Source organism: Vibrio thalassae (assembly GCF_900089835.1).
GTDB classification, from domain to species: domain Bacteria; phylum Pseudomonadota; class Gammaproteobacteria; order Enterobacterales; family Vibrionaceae; genus Vibrio; species Vibrio thalassae.
Genome location: NZ_OANU01000062.1, coordinates 1 through 24,976 on the forward strand (window position 1 = coordinate 1; position 24,976 = coordinate 24,976).

Below are 24,976 nucleotides of genomic sequence, written 5' to 3' on the forward strand. Positions count from 1 at the left end.
CAAAGAAGGCATCTGTAACTTTGCAAAGTATGACCGACTAACCAGCTCTATAATCGAGGCTGGCAATGTATCAATAGGATTGTTGCGTAGAAGAGCTCGCGGGATAAGAGATACCGAATACTTCAAACTGAAGATTAAACAGCTTTCAGTACCTGAGGTAAGTTCAATATTATACCCTTCTGTCAAGCTCATCTAAGCGGAGAAGAGCCTTCATACAGTAGGTTCTAAAAAAACAACTAAGCCACTATTTTGTACGCTGTTCAATTGTTTTGTACACAAGGACGCACATAACTTATTGTATTGTATGATGAAATGTTATCTGGTTGGCCATGTTAACCCACAAACATACTAGGAATAATCTGATGCAACAGTTAACAGCTCTGATTGTAGTATTATGTAAATTTATGTATTGTTGCGAGCAATATAGAGAAGGGTTGGACTCAATCATGGTAAATCAAAAATTGTTAATTGTAGAAGATGACACAAAACTTAACGTTATGTTAGGTGACTACTTTAAAGCTCAAGGCTTTGAAGTGAAGACAGTTTTCGATGGCAATGAAGCAGCGGACCTGATTACGGCGTTTAACCCAGATATTACCATCCTAGATTTAATGCTTCCAGGGCAGGACGGTTTGTCTATTTGTAGAGAAGTTCGTGACAGCTATCAAGGTAAAATACTAATGCTTACCGCGAGCGATGACGACTTCGATCATGTCGCAGCGCTAGAAACGGGGGCAGACGACTTTGTTTCTAAACCGATTAAGCCGCGTGTTTTGTTAGCTCGTGTGCGCAATTTACTGCGCCGCCCTGCTGAAGAACATGTGCAACTGGATGGGAACTCTATGTCTTTTGGCAGTTTAGTTATCTGCCAAAAGAGCAGAAGCTGTAAATATGACAACGTAGATGTGGCGTTGACAGACAGTGAGTTTGATCTACTTTGGTTACTTGGCAAATCGGCAGGTGAGGTCTTGTCGAGAGACTATCTGACTCGTCAATTACGAGGGATAGACTATGATGGTATTGATCGTACTATCGATAATCGAATAGTGACTCTACGTAAAAAACTGTCGGACGATGCGACGAATCCAAAAGGCATTATTACCGTTCGCGGCAAAGGTTACCTATTTGTGGCCGATGGCTGGAAAAACTAGGGTAGCTTATTGTGTGGCGCATATTTTTAGAGTCTTTAATTGGACTTATCTTACTTTTTGCAGCAAGCATCTATGGGTATGAATATCTGATTTACGGTAAATCTGATCCTGACTTAGTCGATGCCAATCTTCGTGTGGAAGCGTTTCGTGACATTATAAATCATGTTTCGACCAATGAAAGCGACGAGCAGGCGATCGTACTGATGAAACTGTTTGCAAAAAAAACTCATCGCCTGCTTGATGAGTATCCACACGACAAACTTCCACAGTCCATAGCCGAGTATTTCAAAGAGAATACAAATGCTTACTTCTTTTTAAATGAAGACGATCATTTGTGGTTGAAGCTTGACAACAACCCTAACTATTTCGAGTTTTCTGATGACCCAGACTCAGAGCTTATAAAAGCGATTGAGTTTAACAGTCAAGTAGTGTAGCTGTTTTTTTTAGCCAGCTTTGTTGCGTTTAGTTTTCTGCTCATTTGGTTTTTAAGTCGCCGCCTAAGAGTGCTAGAAAAAACCGCGATGGAGTTTGCCAGCGGTAATTTTTCCGCTCGCGCTTCTGAGAAACAATGGGTCAGATTAGGAAAACTTAATCGCACCTTTAATCGTATGGCGACAAAAATCGCCGACCTAATGATAAGCAACAAAGCATTGACCAACGCGGTTGCTCATGAGCTCAGGACGCCGATTTTTCGGATACAGTGGCAAAGTGAGGTACTTCTAGAACAGGTACAAGATCCAGAAGCTAAGAAACAGCTCAAGAGTATCATCGAAGATACTGAGGACATGGAAAAGCTAGTAGATGAACTGCTTTACTATGCTCGCGTTGAAAGACCAGATGCGGCCATTAACTTAGAACAAGTCGATCTAGTAAGTTGGCTCAATGAAAATCATACTAAATGGGAGCATCACATCGGTCAAAAGTTCTTGTTGCAGACATACCAGTCTGAACTTACGACGCAAATTGATGGTTTTTTACTTTCTAGAGCCTTGGTTAATCTAATTGGTAATGCGAAAAGATACGCCAAAGAGACCATCGTTGTTAAATTGGTACCTGATTCCGATCATATTGCGATTGAAGTTCATGATGATGGCATCGGTATTGATCCCAAACATTGGGGTATGTTGTTTGAACCTTTCTATCGTGTAGACAAAGCGAGAGATAGGGCGTCCGGAGGATATGGTCTCGGGTTAGCGATAGTGAAACATATTATGCTTCGTCACGGAGGTAATGTTGAGGTCAGCCACAGTGAGTTGGGCGGCGCATGTTTTAGCTTAATTTTACCAATAAGAAAGGTGCTGTGAGGCTCCTTTCTTATTTTTAGGCATGGTCGGTGGGCGCAAGCCAATCAGTGCATAACAGTGCGGCTGCGGTAAGTCACTCGAGAGCCGACTTTCTTATATTCTACCTTACCTTGATCTTGTAGTCGTCGCATAATGACACTGAAAACCCAGCTTTTCGGCGTGTCATTTGAACAGCCTATTGGGTTGCAGTGATGTTTAAGGCCGAGCTGTTTTTGAATTGTGACCGAAGAAACCCAGCCATCGGACGTTGAACGGCCGTATTCATGCAAATAAGCATGTACTTCTTTGGCTACCCCTTGTAACAGATCTTCGATTCTATCTTTTCGCTGTGGAGCTTTCATAATCGTCTCCTTTATTATTGTTCTAGACATAGTTTGTCTGACGTTTACCGAGTGGATAAAAATGCGGCCCGCCGTCCGTGAAGAGGCTGCAATAAGAGAAAATCAACCTAACGTAGAATCAGTGCTGTGAAACACAGTGCCGATAGTGAGTTTGTTCCAATGAGGAACAAACTCTTTGATGCGAGTAAGGACAGTTATGTAACTGCGGTCGACTCTCATAAACTCATGTATCCCGTTGTAATTATTGTCGAGAGTCAAAGATATTTATAGCTAAACTGATATCAAAATTCATAAACCCCGGCTTTATTGGCGGTTATTGCTAAGAATATGGCAATTAAGGCTAAGTGCTTTGTCAGTGAAGTTTTTAGCGGGTTTGCGAGGCGCTAATGGTATACTTCGGTAAAAGGAACCATCGATAACAAATTGAACCGCATGAAATTTATCCACACCTCTGATTGGCACTTAGGTAGACAATTCCACAATGTCTCTCTGTTAGAAGACCAGAAACACGTCCTTAGCCAAATTACAAACTATGTCGTAGAACATGATGTTGACGCACTGATAATCGCAGGGGATGTGTATGACCGTTCAGTCCCACCGACTGCGGCGATTGAGGTTCTTGATGGTTTCTTAAGTCATCTCGTACAAGATCTGAATGTGCCAGTCATCATGATTTCTGGTAATCATGATGGCGCGAAAAGGTTAGGATTTGGTTCAAAACAATTTGGCAAAGCCGGACTTCATATTATCAGTTCACTCGATCAATTGAGCACGCCTATAGAGATAACGTCAGATAACGGAAAAGTCGTCCACTTCTATGGTATGCCGTATAGTGATCCTGAACAGGTAAGGCACCATTACGATATCCAAGTAAGTAACCATGATGATGCTCATGCCTTTCTTGCATCGCAAATTTATAACGTAATGCGTAGTGATGTGCAGAATGTGCTGCTCAGTCATTGTTTTATTGATGGTGCTGAAACGTGTGAATCTGAAAGAACCTTGTCAATAGGAGGAGCTGACAGGGTGAGCTATGAACACTTTAAAGCGTTCGATTATGTTGCATTGGGACACTTACACCAAGCACAAAAGCGTGGCTTGGATACCATTCGTTATTCAGGTTCGATAATGAAATATTCCTTTTCAGAGCAACACCATAATAAAAGTGTCACCTTAGTCGATATGTCTGGTGACAATCAGAGTATTGAAATACAGACTCTTGCCTTGACTGCGCCTCATGATATGCGGGTATTGGAAGGTGAACTGCAACACTTGATTGAACAAGCCCCAAAAGATGCCAACGCAGACGATTACTTGCTGGTGCGGTTAATGGATAAACATGCCATTCTTGACCCGATGGCGAAGCTAAGAGAGGTGTATCCTAATGTGCTACATCTTGAAAAGCCAGGGATGTTAATTGGTGTCGATAGAGAGATGTCACAAGCGCGTTTAGGGCGTTCAGAGGTGGATATGTTTCATGATTTTTTCCTAGAAGTTCAAGGTGACGATATGACAGAAAATCAAAAAACGATGCTTTCTGACATTGTCACGTCACTTAAAAAAACGTCTGAGGAGTAAGGAACCGTGAAGCCTCTAAAACTGACTTTGCAAGCGTTTGGCCCTTTCTCAGGAAAAGAAGTCATAGATTTCTCCCTGCTTGGAGACTGTCCTTTATTTTTGATCAATGGTCCTACTGGCTCAGGAAAAAGCTCCATTTTGGATGCGATATGTTACGCGCTTTATGGTGAAACCACCGGCAGTGAGCGTACCGGTGATCAAATGCGCTGCGACTATGCTGAAAGTAATACTCTGACAACCTTGGTGTTTGAATTTGAATTAGCGGGTGAAACCTATGAAGTCACTCGTAGCCCAGACCAAGAAGTTCCCAAGCAGAGGGGCGATGGCACAACCAAACGTAGTCATAGCGCTACGTTGGTTAAATTGGTCGATAACAGCTTGATTGCTAACAAACCTAAGCAAGTTGGTATCGCGATACAAGATCTATTGGGACTTGATGTAAAACAGTTTCGCCAGGTGATGGTTATCCCCCAAGGTAAATTTAGGGAATTACTTACCGCCAGTTCCAAAGAACGTGAAGCTATCTTTGGACAACTTTTTCAAACTCAAGTTTATACCGCGATAGAGCGTACTCTGTTTGATAAAGCGGCTGGAATTCGCAAAGCAAAAGAGGAGTTCGATAACCAGATTAAAGGGGCATTGGATGTCGCGTCATTTGAGTCGGTACAGCAACTACATCAGTCTTTAGAACACTTAACACCAAACGTGGAGCAATTTAAACAGCAGTTGAAAGTGCTTGAAAATGAGAAAAACCAAGCTCAACAAGCCTATGACTTTGCAATTACTGTGGAAAAGAGACTTCAAGCAAAACGTAATTTAGAAGCTGAAGCGAAAACTCTCGACGATAAACGCTCTGATATTACGTTAGCGAACCAGATGGTTGCGAATCATACTCAAGCAACAAAGATTAAGCCTACTTTTGATGAAACCATAAAGGTTGGCCAGCAAATTACGGCGTTATCAGAACGTATCGATATCGGGCGTAGCAAAATTCGCCAAGCGGAGGAACAGCGTGACGCCTCTTTAGTCGTATTGGAACAGCAAAAAATCCACTTTAAGCGCAGTGAAGCCCTTAATGAAGAAAGTTACTCTTTGAGGCAACTTGAGAGAACACTTCAGCAACTTGATGAGAAAAGACAAGAAGCGAAAAAAGCGGAACACCAATACAGTGTATTGACAGATCAGCACAAAAAAATGTCTGACGAAGTAGAAATACTTAAGAATCAGACTGTAACGCTTGAAAAATCGTTTGAAGAAGCGAGTAAAGAAAAACAGAAGCTAAATGATGTTACAGCGTCACTCGATCGACTGAAAAAACAGTGGAACGTACTAGAAACGCTGAATATATTGGCGGCAACGGTAGCTTCTTTGAGAGAACAGCAAACTGATACTCAGTCAAAGATTGCCCAGTTCGCTGACGATCTAAAAGAAGCAACGCGCTTACGTACCGAAAGTGAAATTATATGGCATTCGAGTCAGGCTGCAATCTTGGCGGCAACGCTCGAAGAAGGCAGTGCATGCCCAGTGTGTGGCAGTACTGAACATCCACAGCTAGCGATTTCAACGCAGCGAACGGTTACGTTGCAACAGGTTAATGAACTTAGGGCTAATGAGTCGACGATCAGTGACAATGTGAATCAGCAGCAGCAAGAATTAGCGAAATTAACCAGTACGCTCGAAAGTACCGAGTCTCAGCGCAACGATTTGTTAGGTAGTCTTGAAATAGAAGAGCAGCAGTTACGACCGTTTACTATCAGTATTCAGAACGATATTAATATGGCGGAAGCGACAATTCATCAGCTTAATCAAATTGATTTAAAATCGATGGATATGCATCTCGTTCAGCATGTAAATGAAGTATCGACGAAACAAGAAGCGCTGAACCACTTAACTACCTCAGTTAATGAATCTGCGATCTCAAAAGAGCAATTGCGAGCGGTCGTCACCCAGTTGGAAACGGATAACCACACCGGCTATGCCAATACCAACGAAGTTGTACAGCGACAGACAGTGATTTCCAGTGAGTTAAAACAGCTTTCTGATGCCTTGGAAGTTGCTCAGAGCAATGCCAACCAAACTGGGGAAACATTAGTTAAATACCAATCTCATTTGGACACATTAACTAAACAGCTTAACGATTTAAATAAAGATCATCACTTAGTATTAGGACATTGGCAAACCGCTTTAGCGAGTAGTAGTTTTTGTGATGAAGCAAACTTCCTAACTGCGATATTGGCGGAACCACGTCTTAGCGAGCTTGAACTTGAGTTAGCGACGTTCGCTCGAGACGAGGTCAGAGTAAGTGAACAATTGAAACTAGTGAATGAAGAACTGAGCGATACCCAGTTGCCGGATATTTCGCTATTACTTCACACTAAAAATGAGACCGATACGTTATATCAGAGAAAATTGGGCGAGTGTCAACAAGAACAATCTAAGTTAGACAGTCTAAATCAAGTGTTAACCCGAGTTAATTCGCTGATGTCGCAAAATAGAGAGCTTGAAAAGCAATATCAAGTGGTAGGCACATTAAGCGATGTTGCTAATGGTAAAACGGGCAATAAAATCAGCCTTCATCGTTTTGTATTAGGCGTATTGTTAGATGATGTATTAATTCAGGCCTCACAACGATTAAGGTTGATGAGTAAAGGACGATACGACCTAAAGCGAAAAGAAACGCGCAGTAAGGGCAACGCTGGTTCAGGCCTAGATCTCATTGTTGAAGATGCCTATACCGGGAAATGGCGTGATGTGGCAACACTATCTGGCGGTGAGTCTTTTATGGCAGCACTCTCACTGGCGCTAGGGTTATCAGATGTCGTTCAGTCATACAGCGGTGGTATACGTTTAGATACATTGTTCATTGATGAGGGATTCGGTAGCCTAGATCCTGAGTCATTAGATTTAGCAATTCAAACCTTGGTTGAACTGCAACAAAGTGGGCGAACCATAGGGATTATTTCCCATGTTTCAGAGTTAAAAGAACAAATGCCACTTCGTTTAGATGTTCACGCATCACGAATTGGAAGTACGGTAAGATTGGTAAATTAAGGGCGTTTTATGCTAAACCAAATCACATTTTTTGAGCGTTTTGAAACTGATATTTTAGCAGGAAAGAAAACGATTACGATTCGAGATAAGACTGAGATTGATTTTGAGTTAGGTCGAGTCATTCCTGTGGCCACCTATGAGGCGGGTAGGGTATTCGGTAATTTGAAAATCTTGTCTATTGAAGCAATCCTATATGATGATATTAATGAGGACCATGCGAGTCAGGAAAATATGACGTTGCCTCAACTTAAAAGTGTCATCCGTGACATTTATCCTAGTGAAAACCAGCTGTATGTGATCACCTTTGAGCTAGCCTAACGCGTTCAATAGTGCCTTGTTAACAGAAAGGGCACTCATCCTGTTGATAAACATGTTCACCTCTTAAGTGGTAAACATGTTTTTTCCCTTCATCCACTCCCATCTGATACCCCGAATCCAATAGTTCCTTTTTCATTGTTAAACGCTGTACTGGAAAATCCTCGGGTGGCGTGATAACACGGATAACACAGTCATTCGGTGGATTTTTAATGAAATCCAATGATTCATTGTAGTTTTGTGACCGTTTTGTCAATGCATGTCCAACGTTTGGGTGTTTAACAAACATCTTTTTCATCAACCAACCTGCTTTGGGTTTTGGCATTTCATAACTAAGAGGGTGAGATAGGATAACCGTGATGTCTCTTGCTCCGCGGCGATAGGCCTCACGGACAGGAATAGAATCAGCGACTCCTCCATCAGTGTAGCAACCTTCATCAAAACAAGGTGTTTCTTTATATGCCAAAGGTAAAGATGCGGTTGCTTCTAACGCCTTGGCGATATTTTCATGTGTTACTTCGTAATAATCCGGTAGTCCATTTGAAACGTTAGTCGCAGCGGCGATAAAGGGGACGGAATTGAACACTAAATGATGGTCAATCGGAAACTGGCGATTTGACTCCTCGTATAACCACTTCACATCAACAAGATGTCCTCCTGCTAAAAATCGTCGAGGATTATAGAAGTCTTTGCTCGTCGCAAGCTGGGTAATGATGTGATAACTTCGGTTTGGGGCTTGGGCTAGATACCCCAGCAGATTCGATGCTCCGGCTGAGACTCCCACAACGAAGTCATATGGGTTGTGGTTTTGTTCTAAAAAGGCGTCTAGTACGCCTGCCGCAAATATGCCACGCATCGCGCCGCCTTCTACGATCAGTGCTCTGTTGCTCACTGTGGTTCTCTGTTCGTTGATTATTTTCCAAAGATAACCAAATCTTTTACTGAGTGATAACTGGCTTTACTTATTACAGTAATTGGTAAAATCGATATACTCACTCCTTGAAATCCTTATCCTCTTATCCGTTTTTTGGCCTGTTTCAAAGAAAAGTTGCGTGAGTAATGAAATACTGATCGACTGACGTTAACAACGTTCGAAAATCGAAGACTTTGTAAAAGGAAGAACAATGAAAGACGAAACCCTATCGATCCATCACGGTTATCAAACGGATCCGACAACAAAATCGGTCGCAACGCCGATTTATCAAACGGTGGCGTACGAATTTGATAGCGCACAGCATGGTGCAGATCTATTTAATCTCGAGGTGCCGGGCAACATTTATACTCGTATTATGAATCCTACAAATGATGTCCTTGAACAGCGCATGGCTGCGTTGGAAGGCGGGATTGCAGGTTTGGTCGTAAGTGCAGGTAGTGCAGCGATCAATTATGCCATTCTGACGTTAGCTGAAGCCGGGGATAACATTGTTTCAACGCCACAGCTTTATGGTGGAACCTATACATTATTTGCGCACATGTTGCCGAAACAAGGGATTAAGGTAAAGTTTGCAAAAGATGATAAACCTGAATCGATAGCTGAGCTGATCGACGAAAATACGAAGGCGGTGTATTGTGAGTCAATCGGTAATCCGGCTGGCAACATCGTTGACATAGAGGGGATTGCAACATTAGCTCATCAACAAGGTGTTCCTGTTATTGTCGATAATACCGTCGCCACACCAGTGTTATGTAAGCCTATTGAATATGGAGCTGATATTGTGGTGCACTCATTGACTAAATATGTCGGTGGGCACGGTACGTCACTGGGCGGAATTATTATTGATTCAGGGAAATTTCCGTGGGAACAACATAAAGACCGTTTCCCGGTGTTTAATCACCCGGAGCCGTCCTATCACGGTGTAGTGTATACAGAGGCATTTGGACCCGCTGCCTTTATTGGTCGTGCTAGAACTGTACCATTACGTAATACCGGCTCGGCATTATCACCAATGAATGCGTTTATGTTACTTCAAGGGTTAGAAACTCTGCCGCTACGTATGGAACGACATACTGAGAACGCACTCAAAGTGGCACAGTTTTTACAGCAGAATGAAAAGGTTAGCTGGGTATCGTATGCTGGTTTAGACGATTCGCCGCATCATGAATTAGCTCGCAAATATATGAACGGAAAGCCGTCAGCGATATTATCCTTTGGGTTAAAAGACGGATATGAAGCAGGCGTTCGTTTCTATGACGCACTTAAGATCTTCAAAAGACTAGTGAATATCGGTGATGCCAAATCGCTAGCATGTCACCCAGCTTCGACAACACATCGTCAAATGAGTGAATCAGAGCAGTTAGAAGCAGGTGTCCGTCCAGAGATGATAAGGCTGTCGGTTGGCATAGAGCACATTGATGATATCTTGGCAGATTTAGAACAAGCTCTCCAAGCATAAAAAGCCCCCCAATAATTGATTACTAGTTATTGGGGGTTATTTCATAGCTTAGTGTCGTATGTAAAAGCTACTGATTTTGTTCGACTAACACTTCGATCGAGTACTCATACTTAGGAACAATGAACTCGACACGGCGGTTTTGAGCACGCCCCTCTTTTGTTGAGTTAGTCGCAACAGGGTTTGATTCACCCATTCCACTTACTGTCATTCGAGAACGATCAATGCCCTGAGATTCTAGGTAGGCTGCCATGGATTCAGCACGCTCCTCAGAAACTCGCTGATTGACTTCCTCAGGACCAGTGTTATCTGTATAACCCGTTATCGTTACTGTTGATTCTGGGTTTTCTTGCATGAGTGCAATTAGAGGGATTAAGTCTGACTTGTTGCTTTCATCAAGCTGCGTAACATTGAATGCAAAGTTCTCTTGACCAGAAACTTGCTCAAAGGTTTTGGTCATGACTAGTACTTCAGCTACTGGGGGCGCTTCAGCAGGGGGTTGCGCTGCCGCTGCTGCTTTACCGAATGAATAAGAAATACCAAGCCAGACGGTGTCTATACCTGTGTTGAACCAATCGTTCGTGGCCTTGTTGATACGTTGGTATTCCAAGCGTCCCGACCAAGCTGTAGCAAAGTCGTACTCCACACCAACGCCTCCCATTAATGATGTTTTGTCAACATGACTAGTATAGGCAGCACCTACTTTACCAAATACCGACCAATCATCAGTGAAACTATAAGAGAACTTTGGTGCTAGTGTGAGGGCACCTATATTATCTTGCTGAATGTAACTTGCACCGTCGCCGACAAATGAAGTTTTGTAACTCCCCAACAAATCGTTCGCAAACTCAAGCGCGATGTAATCGTTCCAATCATAACCGGCAAAGAAGCCAGCACTAAATCCACTTTCAGTACAAGGTGCTCCAGAAATATTACATGCATTGGAAAGAAATGAACCCCCTAAACGTCCACCTAAATACAGTCCCTCATTGGCGATAACTGGCACTGCCGTCATCGCTCCTATAATTGATGCTGCTACGACTAATTTTCTCATAATGACATCCTTTTTATCATCACCATGCAATGTATTGCATTATTGCTAAAAATAGGTGAAGGTTCTCAATTTTTCAAAGAATTAAATTGAGGGTTATGTCAATAGATGGAGGGGGAGAGTTTTTGGGATAATATTTTGAGGGCTTTAACCATAATCAGTTTACTAGCTAGCGGTGTCACCATAACAAAGAGGCATATATTTTCGAAGTATGGGCTCGATGATTTCGATTAGCCATTTTACCTTGTCTTCATTTTTACGTGATGCTTTAGCTAAAATAGCCATATCTAAATGTACGGGTGCTTTTTGCGGTGACTCTGATGTGATGTAACGTAAGGTATAACATTGTTCCATCAATTGAGTCATTAATGCGTGATTGTCGACGAAGATAGTCGCCTCTGCTTGATGGTCTAATAATTTGTACAGATCGATATGTTCATTGAGATCCGCGACCATATACTTGACATATTCTCCCTCGATATTGCCATATAAAACGCCTGTCCCAGTATGAATATACTTCTGATAGATCGATTGTGGTTTGTCGGTTAGAGCATGAACGGCTAAGTCAACTTCTTCTGTCAACAGTAACGACTCAGATCCGCTTTGCCATTGTCTTATTTCAATAGCTGCGGAAGTGTGACAACGAATAGCATCAATTATTGCTTTGCCACAACCAATTAAATATGGCTCGATAATATGCAAGGTCACCTTGTCGACGGATTTAGGGTCGAATATCTCTGGTTTTAGTGCTTCGGAGATATCGTTAAGTGCTAGCCTTAGTTTCGGTTCGATGCTTTGAGCGTATGTGGTAGGCGTTAAGCCAGCCGCGCTGCGAATAAACAGTGGGTCAGCGAGCTCTGCGCGCAGCTGCGCTAGCGTTTTAGATACGTAAGATTGCGAACGCCCCAATGCTTTAGCGGTTTTTAATGTAGATTGCGTTTGCATTAACGTTAAGAAAACGCGGAGCGCATTAAGGTCGTTCATAACTAATGGGTACCAATTTGCTTAATTGAAACTTGGTAAACCACCGCCTCTGGCGGTGTGACTCGAAAAGGCTCTGCCGTAACAGCGTGCATCGATGGGAAAATGACCTCCTTTATAGAACCGGCAAGTTCAAAGGAGGTCATATGAGAGACTGGCAGAGCCAAGCTCACGTTAAACATTATTGCAAATATCACGTTGTGATTGTTCCAAAATATCGAAAGAAAGCGATTTATGGTTCATTGCGTAGAGATATCGGAAAAATCTTAAGAGAGTTATGTAGACAGCAAGGGGTAGTATTGGTTGAGGGTTATGCGATGAAAGATCACATCCATATGCTCTTGATGATTCCACCAAAGTATAGCGTGGCCAATACTGTTGGCTTTTTGAAAGGAAAATCAGCAATAAGAATTTTCCGCGACTATATGCAGGTAAAACGTAACTTTACTGGGAGAAAATTCTGGGCAAGAGGTTACTGTGTTAGCACAGTAGGACTCGATGAACAGATGATTCGTGAATACATACGTAATCAGGAGTCGGAAGAAAAACGCCAAGAGCAGTTGCGACTCTCGGGCTTATAAAACATAGCCCCTTCTAGGGGCTTTCATCATACTACCGGTTTCACCGGTAGTTTTGATTAAAACAACTATAAGCGGTGACTTAACAGTTATCAATGACTAGTTAAGTACGACGTAGCCACGATTTGTCATGCAGTTTTTTACTACTTTTTGTTTGTCTTGATTATACTGTTCGCTATTTTCTCTATTTGAACGGTTACGCCCTAGTACTCCGGCAGCTAACCCTATCGCGGCACCTTTTTTCGCGCCTTCCGTGCCTGAGCCGCCTGCGATAGCAACACCCGCTGAGCCAAGGGCGGCACCTTTCGCCGCGCCACTCACAGCACCACCCGAAGATTTTTGCTTTTGAACTTGATTCGACATCTCTTCACATTGGTGAAGATCATAAATGTAGTCTTTTTCGTCTACGCCTTGCATGTCAACAATGAGGTTGGCGTAGCTGGGTGTTGCGATGACAAACGCGAACAGAACGGAAAGTAATGGCTTTTTCATATCTGGTACTCTGAAGGATTTGACAACATGTTATCGAAATCAGATCGTCATTTTGGAATATTGGTTATTACGTACAGTCGACATATGAACACATCTAGCATGTTGGGGGAGTGATTTAATTGGCGAATGCTTTTGGTTTTATTATTGGCTGTGTTAATTCTTCGTCGGCATCGTTAATATTTTGATAAATTGATATAAGTCAATGAATCGTGTAAATAAATTGTAACCAATATGTTTTTTTTGTGAGAGCTTGTTTGATCGTTAATATCCCAGGTGTAAGGGCCTTGGGGAATTTATGGAATTTTACATTCCTTTTTTGAATTAACTTAATCTAAATTTTGCATTGTAAAGATGGTTAATATTTTCTTACTGTTTTTCTGTTGCAAGTGAATAAGCCTTAATCTTGCAAAGATAATAATAACTATAACCTAAATAGGTGATATATCGCCGGTAGTCGATTGTATTTCGTGTGTTCATATTTGCGCAAAGGAATAAGCAATGAGAAATGTAATAGTAACAGCAATAGCAGTAGGTATAGCATGTAATGTAAATGCTAAAAGACAAGATCAAGAGCCCATTAAAGTCATTGAACCCATCGTCGGCTTGGATCAGCAAAAAGTAGAGTTAGGAAAAGCACTTTGGTTTGAACCACGACTCTCTGCCTCAAATACAATTTCGTGTAATTCTTGTCATAACGTGGCGACAGGTGGCGTCGACAATTTACCAAGTTCAATCGGACATAAATGGGCAATTGGACCGATTAACTCTCCAACCGTTCTCAACTCAGACCTAAACTTTGTCCAATTTTGGAATGGTCGAGCTAAAGATCTACAAGAGCAAGCTGCTGGGCCGATCGAAAATCCTTTGGAAATGGCATTCACTCATGATCTCGCTATTGGTACGTTACAATCGATTCCTCAGTACCGACAGTGGTTTGAAAGTGCATATGGCTCTAAAAGCTTTACAATTAATGAAGTCACAGACGCCATTGCAACGTTTGAAAAGACGCTGCGAACCCCTAACGCCGCATTTGACCAGTGGCTTAAGGGCGACGACAGCGCACTTACCAAGGAACAAGTTGAAGGTTATGCTCTATTTAAGCAAAAAGGGTGCACGGCCTGTCACTCAGGTCCGCTAGCCGGGGGCCAGATGTACCAAAAAATGGGGCTGGTTAAAACGTTTAATACTGACAATCCAGATATTGGACGCGCCGCGGTTACCGGAAAGGATTTCGACAAGTACGTGTTCAAAGTACCAACGCTTCGCAATATCGAATTGACGTATCCGTACTTCCACGATGGTTCAGTGTGGGACTTGCAGGAAGCTGTCGAGGTCATGGCTGATATTCAATTAGGTCAACCGCTAACTAAAGATGAATCGAAGAAAATTACCGCGTTTTTGCGTTCTCTCACAGGCGAACAACCGCAAGTTACGCTTCCACACCTTCCACCGTCAACACACACAACGGCTAGGCCACAGATCTAGTCATTGAAAAAGCGCTCAAATATGGGCGTTTTTTTCATTTTCAATCTAATCTTAGCTTACACTACGTACAAATCGGCAATTGTGGTAACTAAGGAAAGTGCACTTGTATGAAAAAGGTTGGTTGGACTCACTATTTAAGACTCTGTTTTGGCCTGTTATTATTGACAGGCTGTACCACTAAGTTTCTATATAGTAATTTGGATTGGTTCATTGTCGACTATATTGATGATTATGTGACTCTTAATAGTGCTCAAGAGGAAATATTAACAGAAAGAGTCTTGGTATTGGCCCAATGGCATAAGAACAAAGAATTGCCTCGCTATTTGAAACAATTGACAGAACTAAGAAATAAAGATCCCAAAAGTGTTGAACCCGCTTATGTTGCCGATCAAATTGCACAAGCCAGACAACATACAAAAAGGCTCGTTGTTCAAATAACACCGGACTTATACGCATTAACTCAGCAAATGAGTGACACTCAAATTAAAGAGCTATTGAATAATTTAGAAAAAAACGATGCAAAATTCGCTGATAAGTATCAAGGATTAGAAGAGGAAGACATCAAGACTATTTACCAACAGCGCATCGAAGAAAATTTAGAACGATGGTTTGGTTCTCTTACTGAAGAACAAAAAAGGTTAGCACAGCGCTGGTCGAATGAAATGGAAGTAACCGCTTTCGATTGGCAGCAACATAGACGGCAAATGCAAGACTATATGCGTCAGTTACTCAACCGTCGTGGGGATATTGGCTACTACCAACTAGAGTTTCAGCGCCTGTTAAATGACAGTGAAAGTTTTTATAGCGAGCAACTCAAGCGAAAAATAGAACACAATCGCGTCATCGCAGCACAATACATCGCACTGTCACTTAATAGCGTGACAGTGAAACAGCACCAGCACTTAACAGAAGAAATTGACGATTGGAGAGACATCGCTTCTGATTTAATGACAACATTACTATTAGACTATAGTCCTACAGAAATATACGCCTTGAACGCATACACTGAATATAAATCAGTTTAGGGAGTAGTTGGGTATGATGGAGCAAGGTCTATTTTGGACGGAAAAGGTTCTGTTGCTGGCAGGTTTGTTATTTATTATTACCGGAATCGTACAATACGGCCGTCGTAGCCAGGACTGGAAAGGCGTCGTAACCATGTTTTATAAGCGTGTACCAATGAGTGTTGAAGAGTACAAGCGTTACCGTCTTGGTGTTGCGTTGGTAATTTTTGCTATTGTGCTACGTTTTGCATTGCACATATTCTGGCCTCAATTCTAACTTGCCGTTTCTTTCACATCATTGATGCTCACCTTTTGCTAACATTCTCAGTAGCAGGTAAAAGTAACCGATGGGTTGGCGGTTCTATTTAACTCTTATCAAGTACACGTTTGATTAGAGGGTGACGGGAGCATTACATGACCTACTCAAAATTTCCGATTTCCAAACTACCCGAACCACTTTTCACTTCACAACAAGTACGAGAAGGCGAAAAGGCGCTCGCACAATCGCTAGAAATTGAGCTCTATACGCTAATGGAACGAGCAGGGACTGCGACTTTTGAGTTAATCCAAGCCTCATTTGTTGATGCGCGACATGTATTGGTCTGTTGTGGGAAAGGCAACAACGGCGGTGATGGCTATGTCGTTGCAAGGCTAGCTTTGCTATCGGGTTACCAAGTCACGGTCTGGCAAATAGGCGATAGTGAATCACTAAGAGGTGATGCAGCAAGGGCCAAGAACAATTTTCTAAGCAAAGGTGGTGTGATTGGCTCACCAAAGAACACTGTTCCTGACGATGTAGACATTATCGTTGATGCCCTGCTAGGAACTGGGATTTGTGGCGAAGTAAGACCATTCTTTTCTTATTTATTTGATCGTTTGAATCAATCAAAACGGCCAATAATATCAATAGATACACCATCGGGTTTGAACCCAGATACGGGAGCGATTACGGGAAATGCCATTAAAGCGAACAAAACCATAACCTTTATTGGTGTTAAGCAAGGTCTAGTGACAGGTCGCGCACGCGCTTTTACTGGAGAGTTGTATTTTGCTGGTTTGGGTATTGCCACAACGTTTAATCAACGTTGCCAATCAAGTGCAACCTTGACCGCTGAGAATTGGATAACCTATCTCCCTGCAAGAAATAAAGATTCCCATAAAGGGTCCTTCGGGAAACTGCTCGTCGTAGGTGGTGGAGAGGGCATGAGTGGTGCCGCGTATCTCGCGTCTGCAGCAGCTTTACGTGCAGGAGGGGGATTGGTGGCGACTTTAGCTCACGAATCTAGTTTGACTCCAATTAGGTGTTTGTTGCCAGAAGCGATGGTAACCGAGCACACCTCTTTGTCGTTACGTGACAAAAGCAAATGGTGTTCCGCGTTGGCGATTGGTGTAGGTTTGGGAAGAACATCTTGGTCTGCGAACGTATTTCAACAAACTTTGGCACTCGCATCCACATTGAGCCTCCCCATGGTCATTGATGCTGACGGGCTATATTGGCTTGCTAAGAGTGATACCGCCTCCGTTCTATCTAGCAACCATATCTTAACACCCCATCCGGGTGAAGCGGCTCATTTATTGAATTGTCAGATCAATAATATCGAGAGCAATCGTTTTGAGGCGATTCGAGCAATACAGAACACATATGGTGGCGTTATTGTTCTAAAGGGCGCTGGAACGTTAGTTTACGATGGCAAAAATATGACGGTTTGCCACGCTGGTAATCCTGGCATGGCGACTGGCGGCATGGGTGACGTATTAACCGGAACCATCCTTTCTCAGCTAGGACAGGGAAAAAGCCTTATGCAAGCCGCTATTTTAGGGACACTAATTCACAGTATGGCAGCGGATCATGAAGCGCTAGAAAATGGTGAAGTTGGTATGCTGGCCTCTGACTTATTGAATAAAATTCGTCTGATATGCAATTACGACATGTCTTAGTTGAGTAATAAGTGAGTAATAAGAGCGATTTCTTTCATGGCATTAGTTGTGAGCAGCTGCGTTGGCTATTACTTGTAACTAGGGGTAGTCGCGAGCATGACTGACTTTTTTGCGAAAAAGTCAAAATTAGCGCAAAAAAATCAAAAATATTGCGACCTAAAAGACGATTGATTGGTGTTAAAGTGACCGGAGACGTGTCAATAGGTGAAGAATTAGACATTACAAAAACGTTTGCGTCAGAGCAAAAAGCGTATGATTTTTGAGACTTTACTAAACTGTCGATTTAATTCAATGGGTTAGGGAGGTTTTTGAAGTTGTCGGGGGATGATGAAATCAGCAGATTTGCAGCTTGTCGGAATAGTACCATAAAAAAAATTAAAATATCAGTCTTGCGAGATTAATTTCGCGACCTATAATGCTGAAAACCGGAGCGTCTGCCAACGCTCCGGTTTTTTTGTGTCCGAAGAAAGGTAAACCGTCTGCCAACGGAGAGCCAACGCACTATGATTAGTCATATGCCCACTGGAACATGTACTATATAAATCAAGGAATTTACACAATGCGTATCGAACAAGAACTTAAGTTAGGCTTTAAAGATGTACTGTTTCGCCCTAAGCGTTCAACACTGAAAAGTCGTTCTCAAGTAAATTTAACCCGCGATTTTACATTCAAGCACAGTGGTCGTCAATGGTCTGGTACTCCAGTAATTGCAGCTAACATGGATTCTGTTGGTAGTTTTGAAATGGCGACAGCGCTGGCTCAACACGGTGTAATGACTGCAATGCACAAACATTACACAGTAGAACAGTGGGCTGAATTTGTTGCGGGCGCAACGAAAGAAACACTAAACAAAGTGTTTGTTTCAACAGGTACTTCAGAGCGTGACTTTGATAAAACTAAAGAAATCTTAGCACTAAGCGAAGATCTTGAATTTATCTGTATTGATATTGCAAACGGCTACTCAGAGCATCTGGTTGAGTTTGTGCAAAAAGTACGTGCTGAGTTCCCAACAAAAACCATTTCAGCAGGTAACGTAGTGACTGGTGATATGTGTGAAGAGCTAATTCTAGCTGGCGCAGATATCGTAAAAGTGGGTATCGGCCCAGGTTCAGTTTGTACTACGCGCGTTAAAACAGGTGTTGGTTACCCGCAACTTTCTGCGATCATCGAGTGTGCTGACGCGGCACACGGCTTAGGTGGCATGATCATCGGTGATGGCGGTTGTGCATGTGCGGGTGACGTTGCAAAAGCTTTCGGCGGCGGTGCAGATTTCGTAATGCTAGGTGGTATGCTGGCAGGTCACGAGCAATCTGGTGGTGAAATCATCGATCAAGATGGCAAACAGTTCATGAAATTCTACGGCATGTCTTCACAGTCTGCTATGGACAAACACTCAGGCGGTGTTGCAAACTACCGCGCAGCTGAAGGAAAAACCGTACTATTGCCTTACCGTGGTGACGTAAATAACACTATCCAAGACATCCTTGGTGGCGTACGTTCAACGTGTACATACGTAGGCGCAGCAAAGCTTAAAGAGCTAACGAAGCGTACGACGTTCATCCGCGTTCAAGAGCAAGAGAACAACGTATTTGGTAAGGAAGCATAAAATCCTTTCTTCGCCACTAGATAGAAAAGAGTCGCTTTGTGCGACTCTTTTTTTAGTGGGTACTTCCACCTAGTACATCAACAAACCAAAGGTGCGAGCTATCGTCTAAATAGCCCTTTACTATTCAAATAGCTAAGCATGTGTGGCCTAGACTCACCTTCAAGCTTTTGGGTTACTTGTGATGACCACGAGCCCGCTTTGTGGTTTGTAGAGCGGTTAGCGTAATAGGAGATCATCACGTTGTCATACTCATTAACAGCATGACGATCCAGCTGATGATATTCATTCTCATGAATAATGACGTCAAGCGGTAAACGCGGCTTCACCTCAGGCTGCTGATCTGGGTGCCCTAAACACATGCCGAATAGAATCGCACAATGTCTTGGTAAACCTAACAGAGCGTCGACTTGCTCAGCACTGTTTCTCAAGCCACCAATATAGACGCCGCCTAATCCCAATGACTCGGCTGCAACTAAGCAATTTTGAGCCATAATACCCGCGTCAATAGCACCGATTAGACCGAGTTCAGTGTAATCAGTCTGTACGTTGGCGTTCAACGCAGTGTGGCGTTGATAATCAATACAAAACACCAGGAATTCTGCAGCTTGAGCGACATAAGGCTGATTACCAGACAACTTCACCAGTGAATCGCGTTTCGCCTGTTCGGTTACTCTAATAATAGATACAACCTGAAGTAGGCTCGAAGATGAAGCCGCAACGCCCGCTTGTAAAATAACGTCTAATACAGGCTTATCGATAGGCTGTTGAGTAAACTTACGAATTGAGCGATGGCTTAAAATGGTTTCAAGAGTAGAGTTCACGTTCCGATTATTCCCACGGTTATGATAACTCTTTGAACCTTAGTTTCTTTTGATGGGGTCTGGCAAGTGCGAATTGAGTCAAAAAGGGCAATTGTTGTTTTGATTTTGACAAAGAAAAAAGCCTCGCACTAGGCGAGGCTTTAGAATGTGGCGGAGAGATAGGGATTTGAACCCTAGATACGCTATTAACGTATGCCGGTTTTCAAGACCGGTGCTTTCAACCACTCAGCCATCTCTCCGTAGTGGCGCCAATCATAGAGCCACTACGGAGAGCTGTAAAGAAGAATCTGCGATTTTTATCTCAACTGCTTTAAACGTAGCCACACTGATGTTTGTTTGTTCAAATCGGTCGTGTTTTGAGTGCGTTTATGAAGATTGTTTTGTTTAACGGGCGAAAATCAGCACACGATCTAATTAATAAAATAACGTTTTTTATCCATAAATCATTGATAAATAAATTTAAAACAGCGTTCAGAATACGCGTGTTCGCTCGAAAAAGTTTGCGTGATAGGGTGCAATGCTTCAAAATGGTAAGGTTAGTTCTTATGAACTGAGATTTGAGGTCAAGATGAAAGTTGTAAAATTGTTTAAACAAAGAGCTGATTCAGTCAAGCATCAGTCTGAGCTTATGCAATGGATGTCACCCACTATTCGCGAGTATTGGACTGGTTTTGTAGATAAAACGAATCACAGCAATTTTTTAGCATGGGTCAGAGACTATCACAAGCCTGCAGTAAATGAACCACATGTTGTACAGGTCGAACCAGAAATTGTGCTCAAACCCGCAGCGCAAGAATTGTTTGATGATCTTCAAGACAAAATCGGTACTGTGATCCATCAAGGCAACTGGATCCATGTTGGTCAGGAGAGAATTAATCAATTCGGCTCTATTACTGAAGACAATCAATGGATTCATACCGATCCTGAAAGGGCAGAACAAGAGTCACCTTTTAAGACGACTATCGCTCATGGTTTCTTGACGTTGTCTTTATTACCCGCATTGACTGATAGTGTCGATCCAGACAAACCGCTGTTTCCGACAGCCAAAATGATGGTAAACATTGGTTTGAATCAGGCGAGATTCCCATATCCAGTAAAAGTCGGCAGTAATCTGCGAGCAAAGAGTACCTTAGTGAAAGTAACACCAATCAAAAAGGGACTTGAGATAGAGCGTGAGATTCGAGTAGAAATTGAAGGTATCCGCCGACCAGCTTGCGTCGCGACCTCTGTGATACATTTACACTTCTAATCCGAATTCAAAAAGCCAGCAAGTTGAAGTTGCTGGCTTTTTACTGTTTAACGCATCGATTCAACTCTGATTCACGTAACACACTTCATGGTTTATTTGCAGCCTTTCCATTTCCTTAAACCATCGTTTTTGATTGGGCTGAAGTTTGTCTCCTGGGCCTTTTACCTCACACCATAACCATTCTGTTTCTCTAAAAGCGATTAGATCCGGCATACCACTGCGAAATGCTTTAAGGTCACTCAACATCACCGCAAACAATTCAGCGATCAACTTTTTGTCTATTACCCTCGCTGCACAATCTAACCATTGTCTGTCAACTAGATCCCAAGCTATAAAAGGATTTTGAGTGTTTTGCTTAGCGTCGAGGATCTTAAAGTAAGGACGGATACCAACATGTTCAACCTCAATAAGTCGTTGTTTTATTGCACGCTCTCGTTTTTTTATGAAAGTAGAATAATACAAATCAAGAGGTTGTCGTTGGAACGGATTGATAAAAGCTCCCTCGATAGGAGCAAAAATAATGTCCCAGAACACCATCCCAAATAACGTGTTTAGGAAATGGTTTTCTAAGTAAAAGGCATGCCAACCCATATTCGATAGTTGATTCAAAACTGCCAATTCTACTCGTTGGCCTGATAAATCAATACAAAGCCTGCGTTCAGGAAAAGAAACCTTACTGTTGTGGGAGCGGGGACCGTGCAACGCTCTATTAAGCTTAGCTTCGAGCCGAAGCGCCACTTCTTGCTCATCTATACTTATCGGATGAAGTAACATGCTCTTAACAACCACGTCCGCCTCACCATGTCTTTTTTGATTCAAGAGAATACGGGCCTGCCTTTCTCTTGAAGGTGGCAATTCGCTAGTCTGAAATAATTCCAATGCGCTTGTGTACTCTTTTAGTCTTTCAAGATCTCGAGCTATTACATTAGCGAATTTTTGGTATTGTCTCGTGGCATAGGGGCCAATGACATTGGGTATTTGACTTGATAGTTGTTTAACTAGCTCAAGATTGGATGTGTCAAGCTCAGCATATTCATTTATTACTTGGATGAGAGTAATACTTGAGTCGATCTCCGCTCTCGAATTGAACAACCTTGTCGCTTTGGAGACCTCATAGTTTTCGAATTTATGAATCCCAAGATTTTCGAGCACAAATTGGGCAAAATCTTGATGCCTATTGCCGAAAAACAGTAAACATAGCAATGGTAGTATTTGATCATTGAGCAAACGCATGACACCAAATGGTAATGGCGGAACATCATTGGGCTGCTCCTGACGCAGCTGTTTAATCAAGTCTGGTTTTGTAGCGGTTCGCTTGAGTCCAGAAAACAGGTTGAGTATCTCAGGCTTTGACAGCAAAGCGTCGGCAAGTTCATAAGAACGGTCTGGCGCGCAAGTAGTGATAAACCCCTTGTCTGCGAGCTCGGCAATCGACAGGTCCAAAGCGCTAATTTCAGCATATTTCAACTTATCGTCCCTAAACCAAACTCCTTTTCGGGTGAGTAGGCGGATAAGTAGACACTGAGCATCATCACTTAAGGTATAGAAAGTCTCAATCCAGTGGTGTTCACCTTCGTCGAGTAAATCTGAATAGATCGTTTCTACGTGAGTGAGTAGGCGTAGAAAATTATCCTGATAGTAAGTTGGTGACAGAATAGGCGGTGAGAAAACAGTCACTAGAAACTGTGCTCCTTGTCAAAATGTAGTTCAATTCATTAGATATGAGTTGACCCAATTAAGCTACGAAAACTTAGGAACTTTGCTAATTTGACCACGTGGACCGTTGAGAGATAAGTGACTTAGATCGTTTAGATAGGAGATGATTTTCGGACACGTCACAATAACTGTATGATAATTATCTACAAATCAATGTACACATAAATTTACATGGTGTCTAAATTTAAAAACGAGCAATTAATTTGCCTTTTTGGATAAATAGTGATTGAACTTATTCATCGAAGCAGATAACTTACAAGGAAAGGGCACGACATAAATCACATAATGGAGTGTGGTCGTGTGACATAGATGTAGATTTACAAGAATAGGAAGAAGTAAGCAATGTTTCAAACTGATGATGTACGAATTAATAAAGTAAAAGAACTATTACCACCAGTTGCTGTTTTAGAGAAGTTTCCAGCGACAGAAGTTGCTTCTTCAACAACGTTTAACGCACGTAAAGCAATTCATAATATTCTTAACGGAAATGATGATCGACTATTGGTAATTGTGGGTCCTTGCTCGATCCATGACACAGAAGCTGCGATTGAATATGGCAAGAAATTAAAAGTATTACGCGATGAGCTTGGTGACAAACTTGAAATTGTTATGCGCGTTTACTTTGAAAAACCTCGCACAACCGTAGGTTGGAAAGGGCTCATTAACGACCCTTATCTGAATGATACATTCAAGATTAACGATGGTCTGCGCATGGGCCGCAAGCTACTTCTTGATTTAACTGACATGGGTATGCCAACAGCAAGTGAATTCCTTGATATGATCAGTCCTCAGTATGTTGCTGACCTTATCAGTTGGGGCGCAATTGGTGCTCGTACAACAGAATCTCAAGTTCACCGTGAACTGTCTTCCGGTATTTCTTGTCCTGTCGGCTTCAAAAATGGTACAGATGGCAATATTAAAATTGCGTCAGATGCGATTCGATCTGCAAGCGCCTCTCACCATTTCCTATCGGTGACTAAATACGGTCATTCCGCGATTATCGAGACGGCAGGAAACCCTGATTGCCATATCATCTTACGCGGTGGTAAAGAGCCTAATTACAGTGCAGACCATGTAAAAGCAATCAAAGACGAACTCGCTGCAAATGGGCTACCTGCAAAAGTGATGATTGACTTTAGCCATGCGAATAGCTCGAAACAATTCCAACGTCAAAAAGTGGTGGCGACAGATGTCGCGCAGCAAATGGCTAACGGAGAGGATGCGATCTTTGGTGTCATGATTGAATCTCACTTAGTTGAAGGTCGTCAGGATTTGATTGATGGCGTCGCACCAACTTACGGTCAGTCAATTACTGACGCTTGTATTGGCTGGGAAGACACTGAGAGTGTACTTCGTGAACTTGCAGAGGCGGTTGAAGCGCGCCGTAAAGCTTAATTAATTCCACAGTAAAAGCACAGCCCTTGATGAATCGAGGGCTTTTTTATTAAATCATACAGTACGTCATACTATTATTGGTTATTTTAATAATGTCAAGGTTAATATAATGAAGCTATCCATCTACAGTGCAATCATCCTCTCGTTGAGTTGTTTGGTATCTAACTCGGCGAACGCTAACACCCTGAGTAATGAACAACTTTGCACAGCCGGGTTAGCCTTAGCGATTGATAAGCAGCCTAGAGGAATCAATACTAAAGGGCTTTCAGGAAAACATGTACTCCTAACATTGAAAGATGGTAGCAATGACTGGGATTACCGCTGTGATGTAAATCGGGCGTCGAAAGTGATAAAAATAGAAGCGCGAGACCGAAAGCTAAATGACGCGTACCTTAAACAAGTCATACGTTACGATGTCACAAATGGTGTTCGAGCCGTAGAAGTGATGATGAAGAAAAGGCATGGTGGTCTGAAATCTGAGAAGTATCAAGCGAGGCAGCTCAAGGGGTAGGGCATAGGAATATCTAAGG

General features: G+C 42.4%; 24 protein-coding genes, 1 tRNA gene and 2 pseudogenes. 18 read left to right on the top strand and 9 right to left on the bottom strand.

The features are described from left to right. The 4 genes from VTH8203_RS15545 to VTH8203_RS15560 all read left to right on the top strand — a co-directional run. A partial coding sequence (locus VTH8203_RS15545) for a transposase (protein WP_167385790.1) occupies positions 1-196 on the top strand: 196 nt, incomplete at its 5' end. Positions 197-446: 250 nt separating this feature from the next. Continuing rightward, positions 447-1,151: a response regulator gene (locus VTH8203_RS15550; RefSeq protein WP_096994529.1), complete on the top strand. Its 705-nt coding sequence runs from the start codon at positions 447-449 to the stop codon at positions 1,149-1,151. A gap of 11 nt (positions 1,152-1,162) precedes the next feature. Further along, complete coding sequence (locus VTH8203_RS15555; protein ID WP_096994492.1) at positions 1,163-1,585, top strand: hypothetical protein; 423 nt, start codon at positions 1,163-1,165, stop codon at positions 1,583-1,585. A gap of 42 nt (positions 1,586-1,627) precedes the next feature. Further along, positions 1,628-2,455, top strand: a complete 828-nt coding sequence (locus VTH8203_RS15560) for an ATP-binding protein (protein ID WP_279627179.1) — start codon at positions 1,628-1,630, stop codon at positions 2,453-2,455. Positions 2,456-2,499: 44 nt separating this feature from the next. On the opposite strand, the gene VTH8203_RS15565 is transcribed toward VTH8203_RS15560, so the two are convergent. Then, on the bottom strand, positions 2,500-2,796 hold the full coding sequence (locus tag VTH8203_RS15565) for a hypothetical protein (protein WP_096994494.1): 297 nt from the start codon (positions 2,794-2,796) through the stop codon (positions 2,500-2,502). 432 nt (positions 2,797-3,228) lie between these two features. On the opposite strand from VTH8203_RS15565, the gene VTH8203_RS15570 reads away from it, so the two are divergent. The 4 genes and pseudogenes from VTH8203_RS15570 (at position 3,229) to yqfB (ending at position 7,743) form a co-directional block, all read left to right on the top strand. Beyond that, complete coding sequence (locus VTH8203_RS15570; RefSeq protein ID WP_096994495.1) at positions 3,229-4,374, top strand: exonuclease SbcCD subunit D; 1,146 nt, start codon at positions 3,229-3,231, stop codon at positions 4,372-4,374. A gap of 6 nt (positions 4,375-4,380) precedes the next feature. Beyond that, positions 4,381-5,932: pseudogene (locus VTH8203_RS25725) on the top strand (AAA family ATPase); the annotation flags it as partial. Positions 5,933-6,798: 866 nt separating this feature from the next. Continuing rightward, positions 6,799-7,425 (top strand): annotated as a pseudogene (locus VTH8203_RS25730) (SbcC/MukB-like Walker B domain-containing protein); the annotation flags it as partial. A gap of 9 nt (positions 7,426-7,434) precedes the next feature. Next, entirely contained in the window at positions 7,435-7,743 is a 309-nt protein-coding gene (gene yqfB / locus VTH8203_RS15580; protein WP_096994497.1) for a N(4)-acetylcytidine aminohydrolase, read from the top strand. Between the two features lie 19 nt (positions 7,744-7,762). Here yqfB and VTH8203_RS15585 read toward each other — a convergent pair whose 3' ends face one another. Beyond that, positions 7,763-8,632, bottom strand: a complete 870-nt coding sequence (locus VTH8203_RS15585) for a patatin-like phospholipase family protein (RefSeq protein ID WP_096994498.1) — start codon at positions 8,630-8,632, stop codon at positions 7,763-7,765. Between the two features lie 232 nt (positions 8,633-8,864). On the opposite strand from VTH8203_RS15585, the gene VTH8203_RS15590 reads away from it, so the two are divergent. Further along, positions 8,865-10,133: an O-acetylhomoserine aminocarboxypropyltransferase/cysteine synthase family protein gene (locus tag VTH8203_RS15590; RefSeq protein WP_096994499.1), complete on the top strand. Its 1,269-nt coding sequence runs from the start codon at positions 8,865-8,867 to the stop codon at positions 10,131-10,133. Positions 10,134-10,200: 67 nt separating this feature from the next. On the opposite strand, the gene VTH8203_RS15595 is transcribed toward VTH8203_RS15590, so the two are convergent. The 3 genes from VTH8203_RS15595 to VTH8203_RS24580 all read right to left on the bottom strand — a co-directional run bounded on the left by VTH8203_RS15595 (position 10,201) and on the right by VTH8203_RS24580 (position 12,308). Then, a complete protein-coding gene (locus VTH8203_RS15595) occupies positions 10,201-11,184 on the bottom strand; it encodes an OmpA family protein (protein WP_096994500.1) in 984 nt (327 codons plus the stop codon). 162 nt (positions 11,185-11,346) lie between these two features. Beyond that, a complete protein-coding gene (locus VTH8203_RS15600; RefSeq protein ID WP_096994501.1) occupies positions 11,347-12,165 on the bottom strand; it encodes a LysR family transcriptional regulator in 819 nt (272 codons plus the stop codon). Between the two features lie 2 nt (positions 12,166-12,167). After that, the gene (locus tag VTH8203_RS24580; protein WP_158296159.1) at positions 12,168-12,308 is read right to left on the bottom strand and encodes a hypothetical protein; all 141 of its coding nucleotides are present in this window, start codon (positions 12,306-12,308) and stop codon (positions 12,168-12,170) included. On the opposite strand from VTH8203_RS24580, the gene tnpA reads away from it, so the two are divergent. Continuing rightward, the gene (gene tnpA, locus VTH8203_RS15605; protein WP_096991864.1) at positions 12,309-12,743 is read left to right on the top strand and encodes an IS200/IS605 family transposase; all 435 of its coding nucleotides are present in this window, start codon (positions 12,309-12,311) and stop codon (positions 12,741-12,743) included. A gap of 96 nt (positions 12,744-12,839) precedes the next feature. Here the strand turns inward: tnpA and VTH8203_RS15610 are convergent, their stop codons facing one another. Beyond that, a complete protein-coding gene (locus tag VTH8203_RS15610) occupies positions 12,840-13,232 on the bottom strand; it encodes a glycine zipper family protein (protein WP_096994502.1) in 393 nt (130 codons plus the stop codon). Between the two features lie 498 nt (positions 13,233-13,730). On the opposite strand from VTH8203_RS15610, the gene VTH8203_RS15615 reads away from it, so the two are divergent. From VTH8203_RS15615 to VTH8203_RS15635, 5 genes are all read left to right on the top strand, one after another. Further along, entirely contained in the window at positions 13,731-14,717 is a 987-nt protein-coding gene (locus VTH8203_RS15615) for a cytochrome-c peroxidase (protein ID WP_096994503.1), read from the top strand. A gap of 107 nt (positions 14,718-14,824) precedes the next feature. Continuing rightward, positions 14,825-15,742, top strand: a complete 918-nt coding sequence (locus VTH8203_RS15620; RefSeq protein WP_096994504.1) for a DUF6279 family lipoprotein — start codon at positions 14,825-14,827, stop codon at positions 15,740-15,742. Between the two features lie 16 nt (positions 15,743-15,758). Continuing rightward, positions 15,759-15,998 (top strand): hypothetical protein, encoded by a 240-nt coding sequence (locus VTH8203_RS15625; protein ID WP_167385832.1) that lies wholly within the window; start codon positions 15,759-15,761, stop codon positions 15,996-15,998. Positions 15,999-16,135: 137 nt separating this feature from the next. Beyond that, a complete protein-coding gene (locus tag VTH8203_RS15630) occupies positions 16,136-17,659 on the top strand; it encodes an NAD(P)H-hydrate dehydratase (RefSeq protein WP_096994506.1) in 1,524 nt (507 codons plus the stop codon). 559 nt (positions 17,660-18,218) lie between these two features. Beyond that, positions 18,219-19,265 carry a GMP reductase gene (locus VTH8203_RS15635; protein WP_096994507.1) on the top strand — a complete coding sequence of 349 codons (1,047 nt, stop codon included), beginning with the start codon at positions 18,219-18,221 and terminating at the stop codon, positions 19,263-19,265. Between the two features lie 98 nt (positions 19,266-19,363). On the opposite strand, the gene nfsA is transcribed toward VTH8203_RS15635, so the two are convergent. Beyond that, positions 19,364-20,086, bottom strand: coding sequence for an oxygen-insensitive NADPH nitroreductase (gene nfsA, locus VTH8203_RS15640; RefSeq protein WP_096994508.1), 723 nt, complete (start codon positions 20,084-20,086; stop codon positions 19,364-19,366). A 148-nt stretch (positions 20,087-20,234) separates the two neighbouring features. Further along, positions 20,235-20,325 (bottom strand) — tRNA-Ser (locus tag VTH8203_RS15645). 329 nt (positions 20,326-20,654) lie between these two features. On the opposite strand from VTH8203_RS15645, the gene VTH8203_RS15650 reads away from it, so the two are divergent. Beyond that, the gene (locus VTH8203_RS15650; protein ID WP_096994530.1) at positions 20,655-21,335 is read left to right on the top strand and encodes a MaoC family dehydratase; all 681 of its coding nucleotides are present in this window, start codon (positions 20,655-20,657) and stop codon (positions 21,333-21,335) included. 60 nt (positions 21,336-21,395) lie between these two features. Here the strand turns inward: VTH8203_RS15650 and VTH8203_RS15655 are convergent, their stop codons facing one another. Next, positions 21,396-23,012: a VRR-NUC domain-containing protein gene (locus VTH8203_RS15655; RefSeq protein ID WP_096994509.1), complete on the bottom strand. Its 1,617-nt coding sequence runs from the start codon at positions 23,010-23,012 to the stop codon at positions 21,396-21,398. Between the two features lie 381 nt (positions 23,013-23,393). Between VTH8203_RS15655 and aroG the strand changes: the two genes are divergently transcribed. Further along, positions 23,394-24,446: a 3-deoxy-7-phosphoheptulonate synthase AroG gene (gene aroG / locus VTH8203_RS15660; RefSeq protein WP_096994510.1), complete on the top strand. Its 1,053-nt coding sequence runs from the start codon at positions 23,394-23,396 to the stop codon at positions 24,444-24,446. 109 nt (positions 24,447-24,555) lie between these two features. Continuing rightward, positions 24,556-24,957, top strand: coding sequence for a hypothetical protein (locus VTH8203_RS15665; protein WP_208617762.1), 402 nt, complete (start codon positions 24,556-24,558; stop codon positions 24,955-24,957). Positions 24,958-24,976 lie beyond the last annotated feature (19 nt).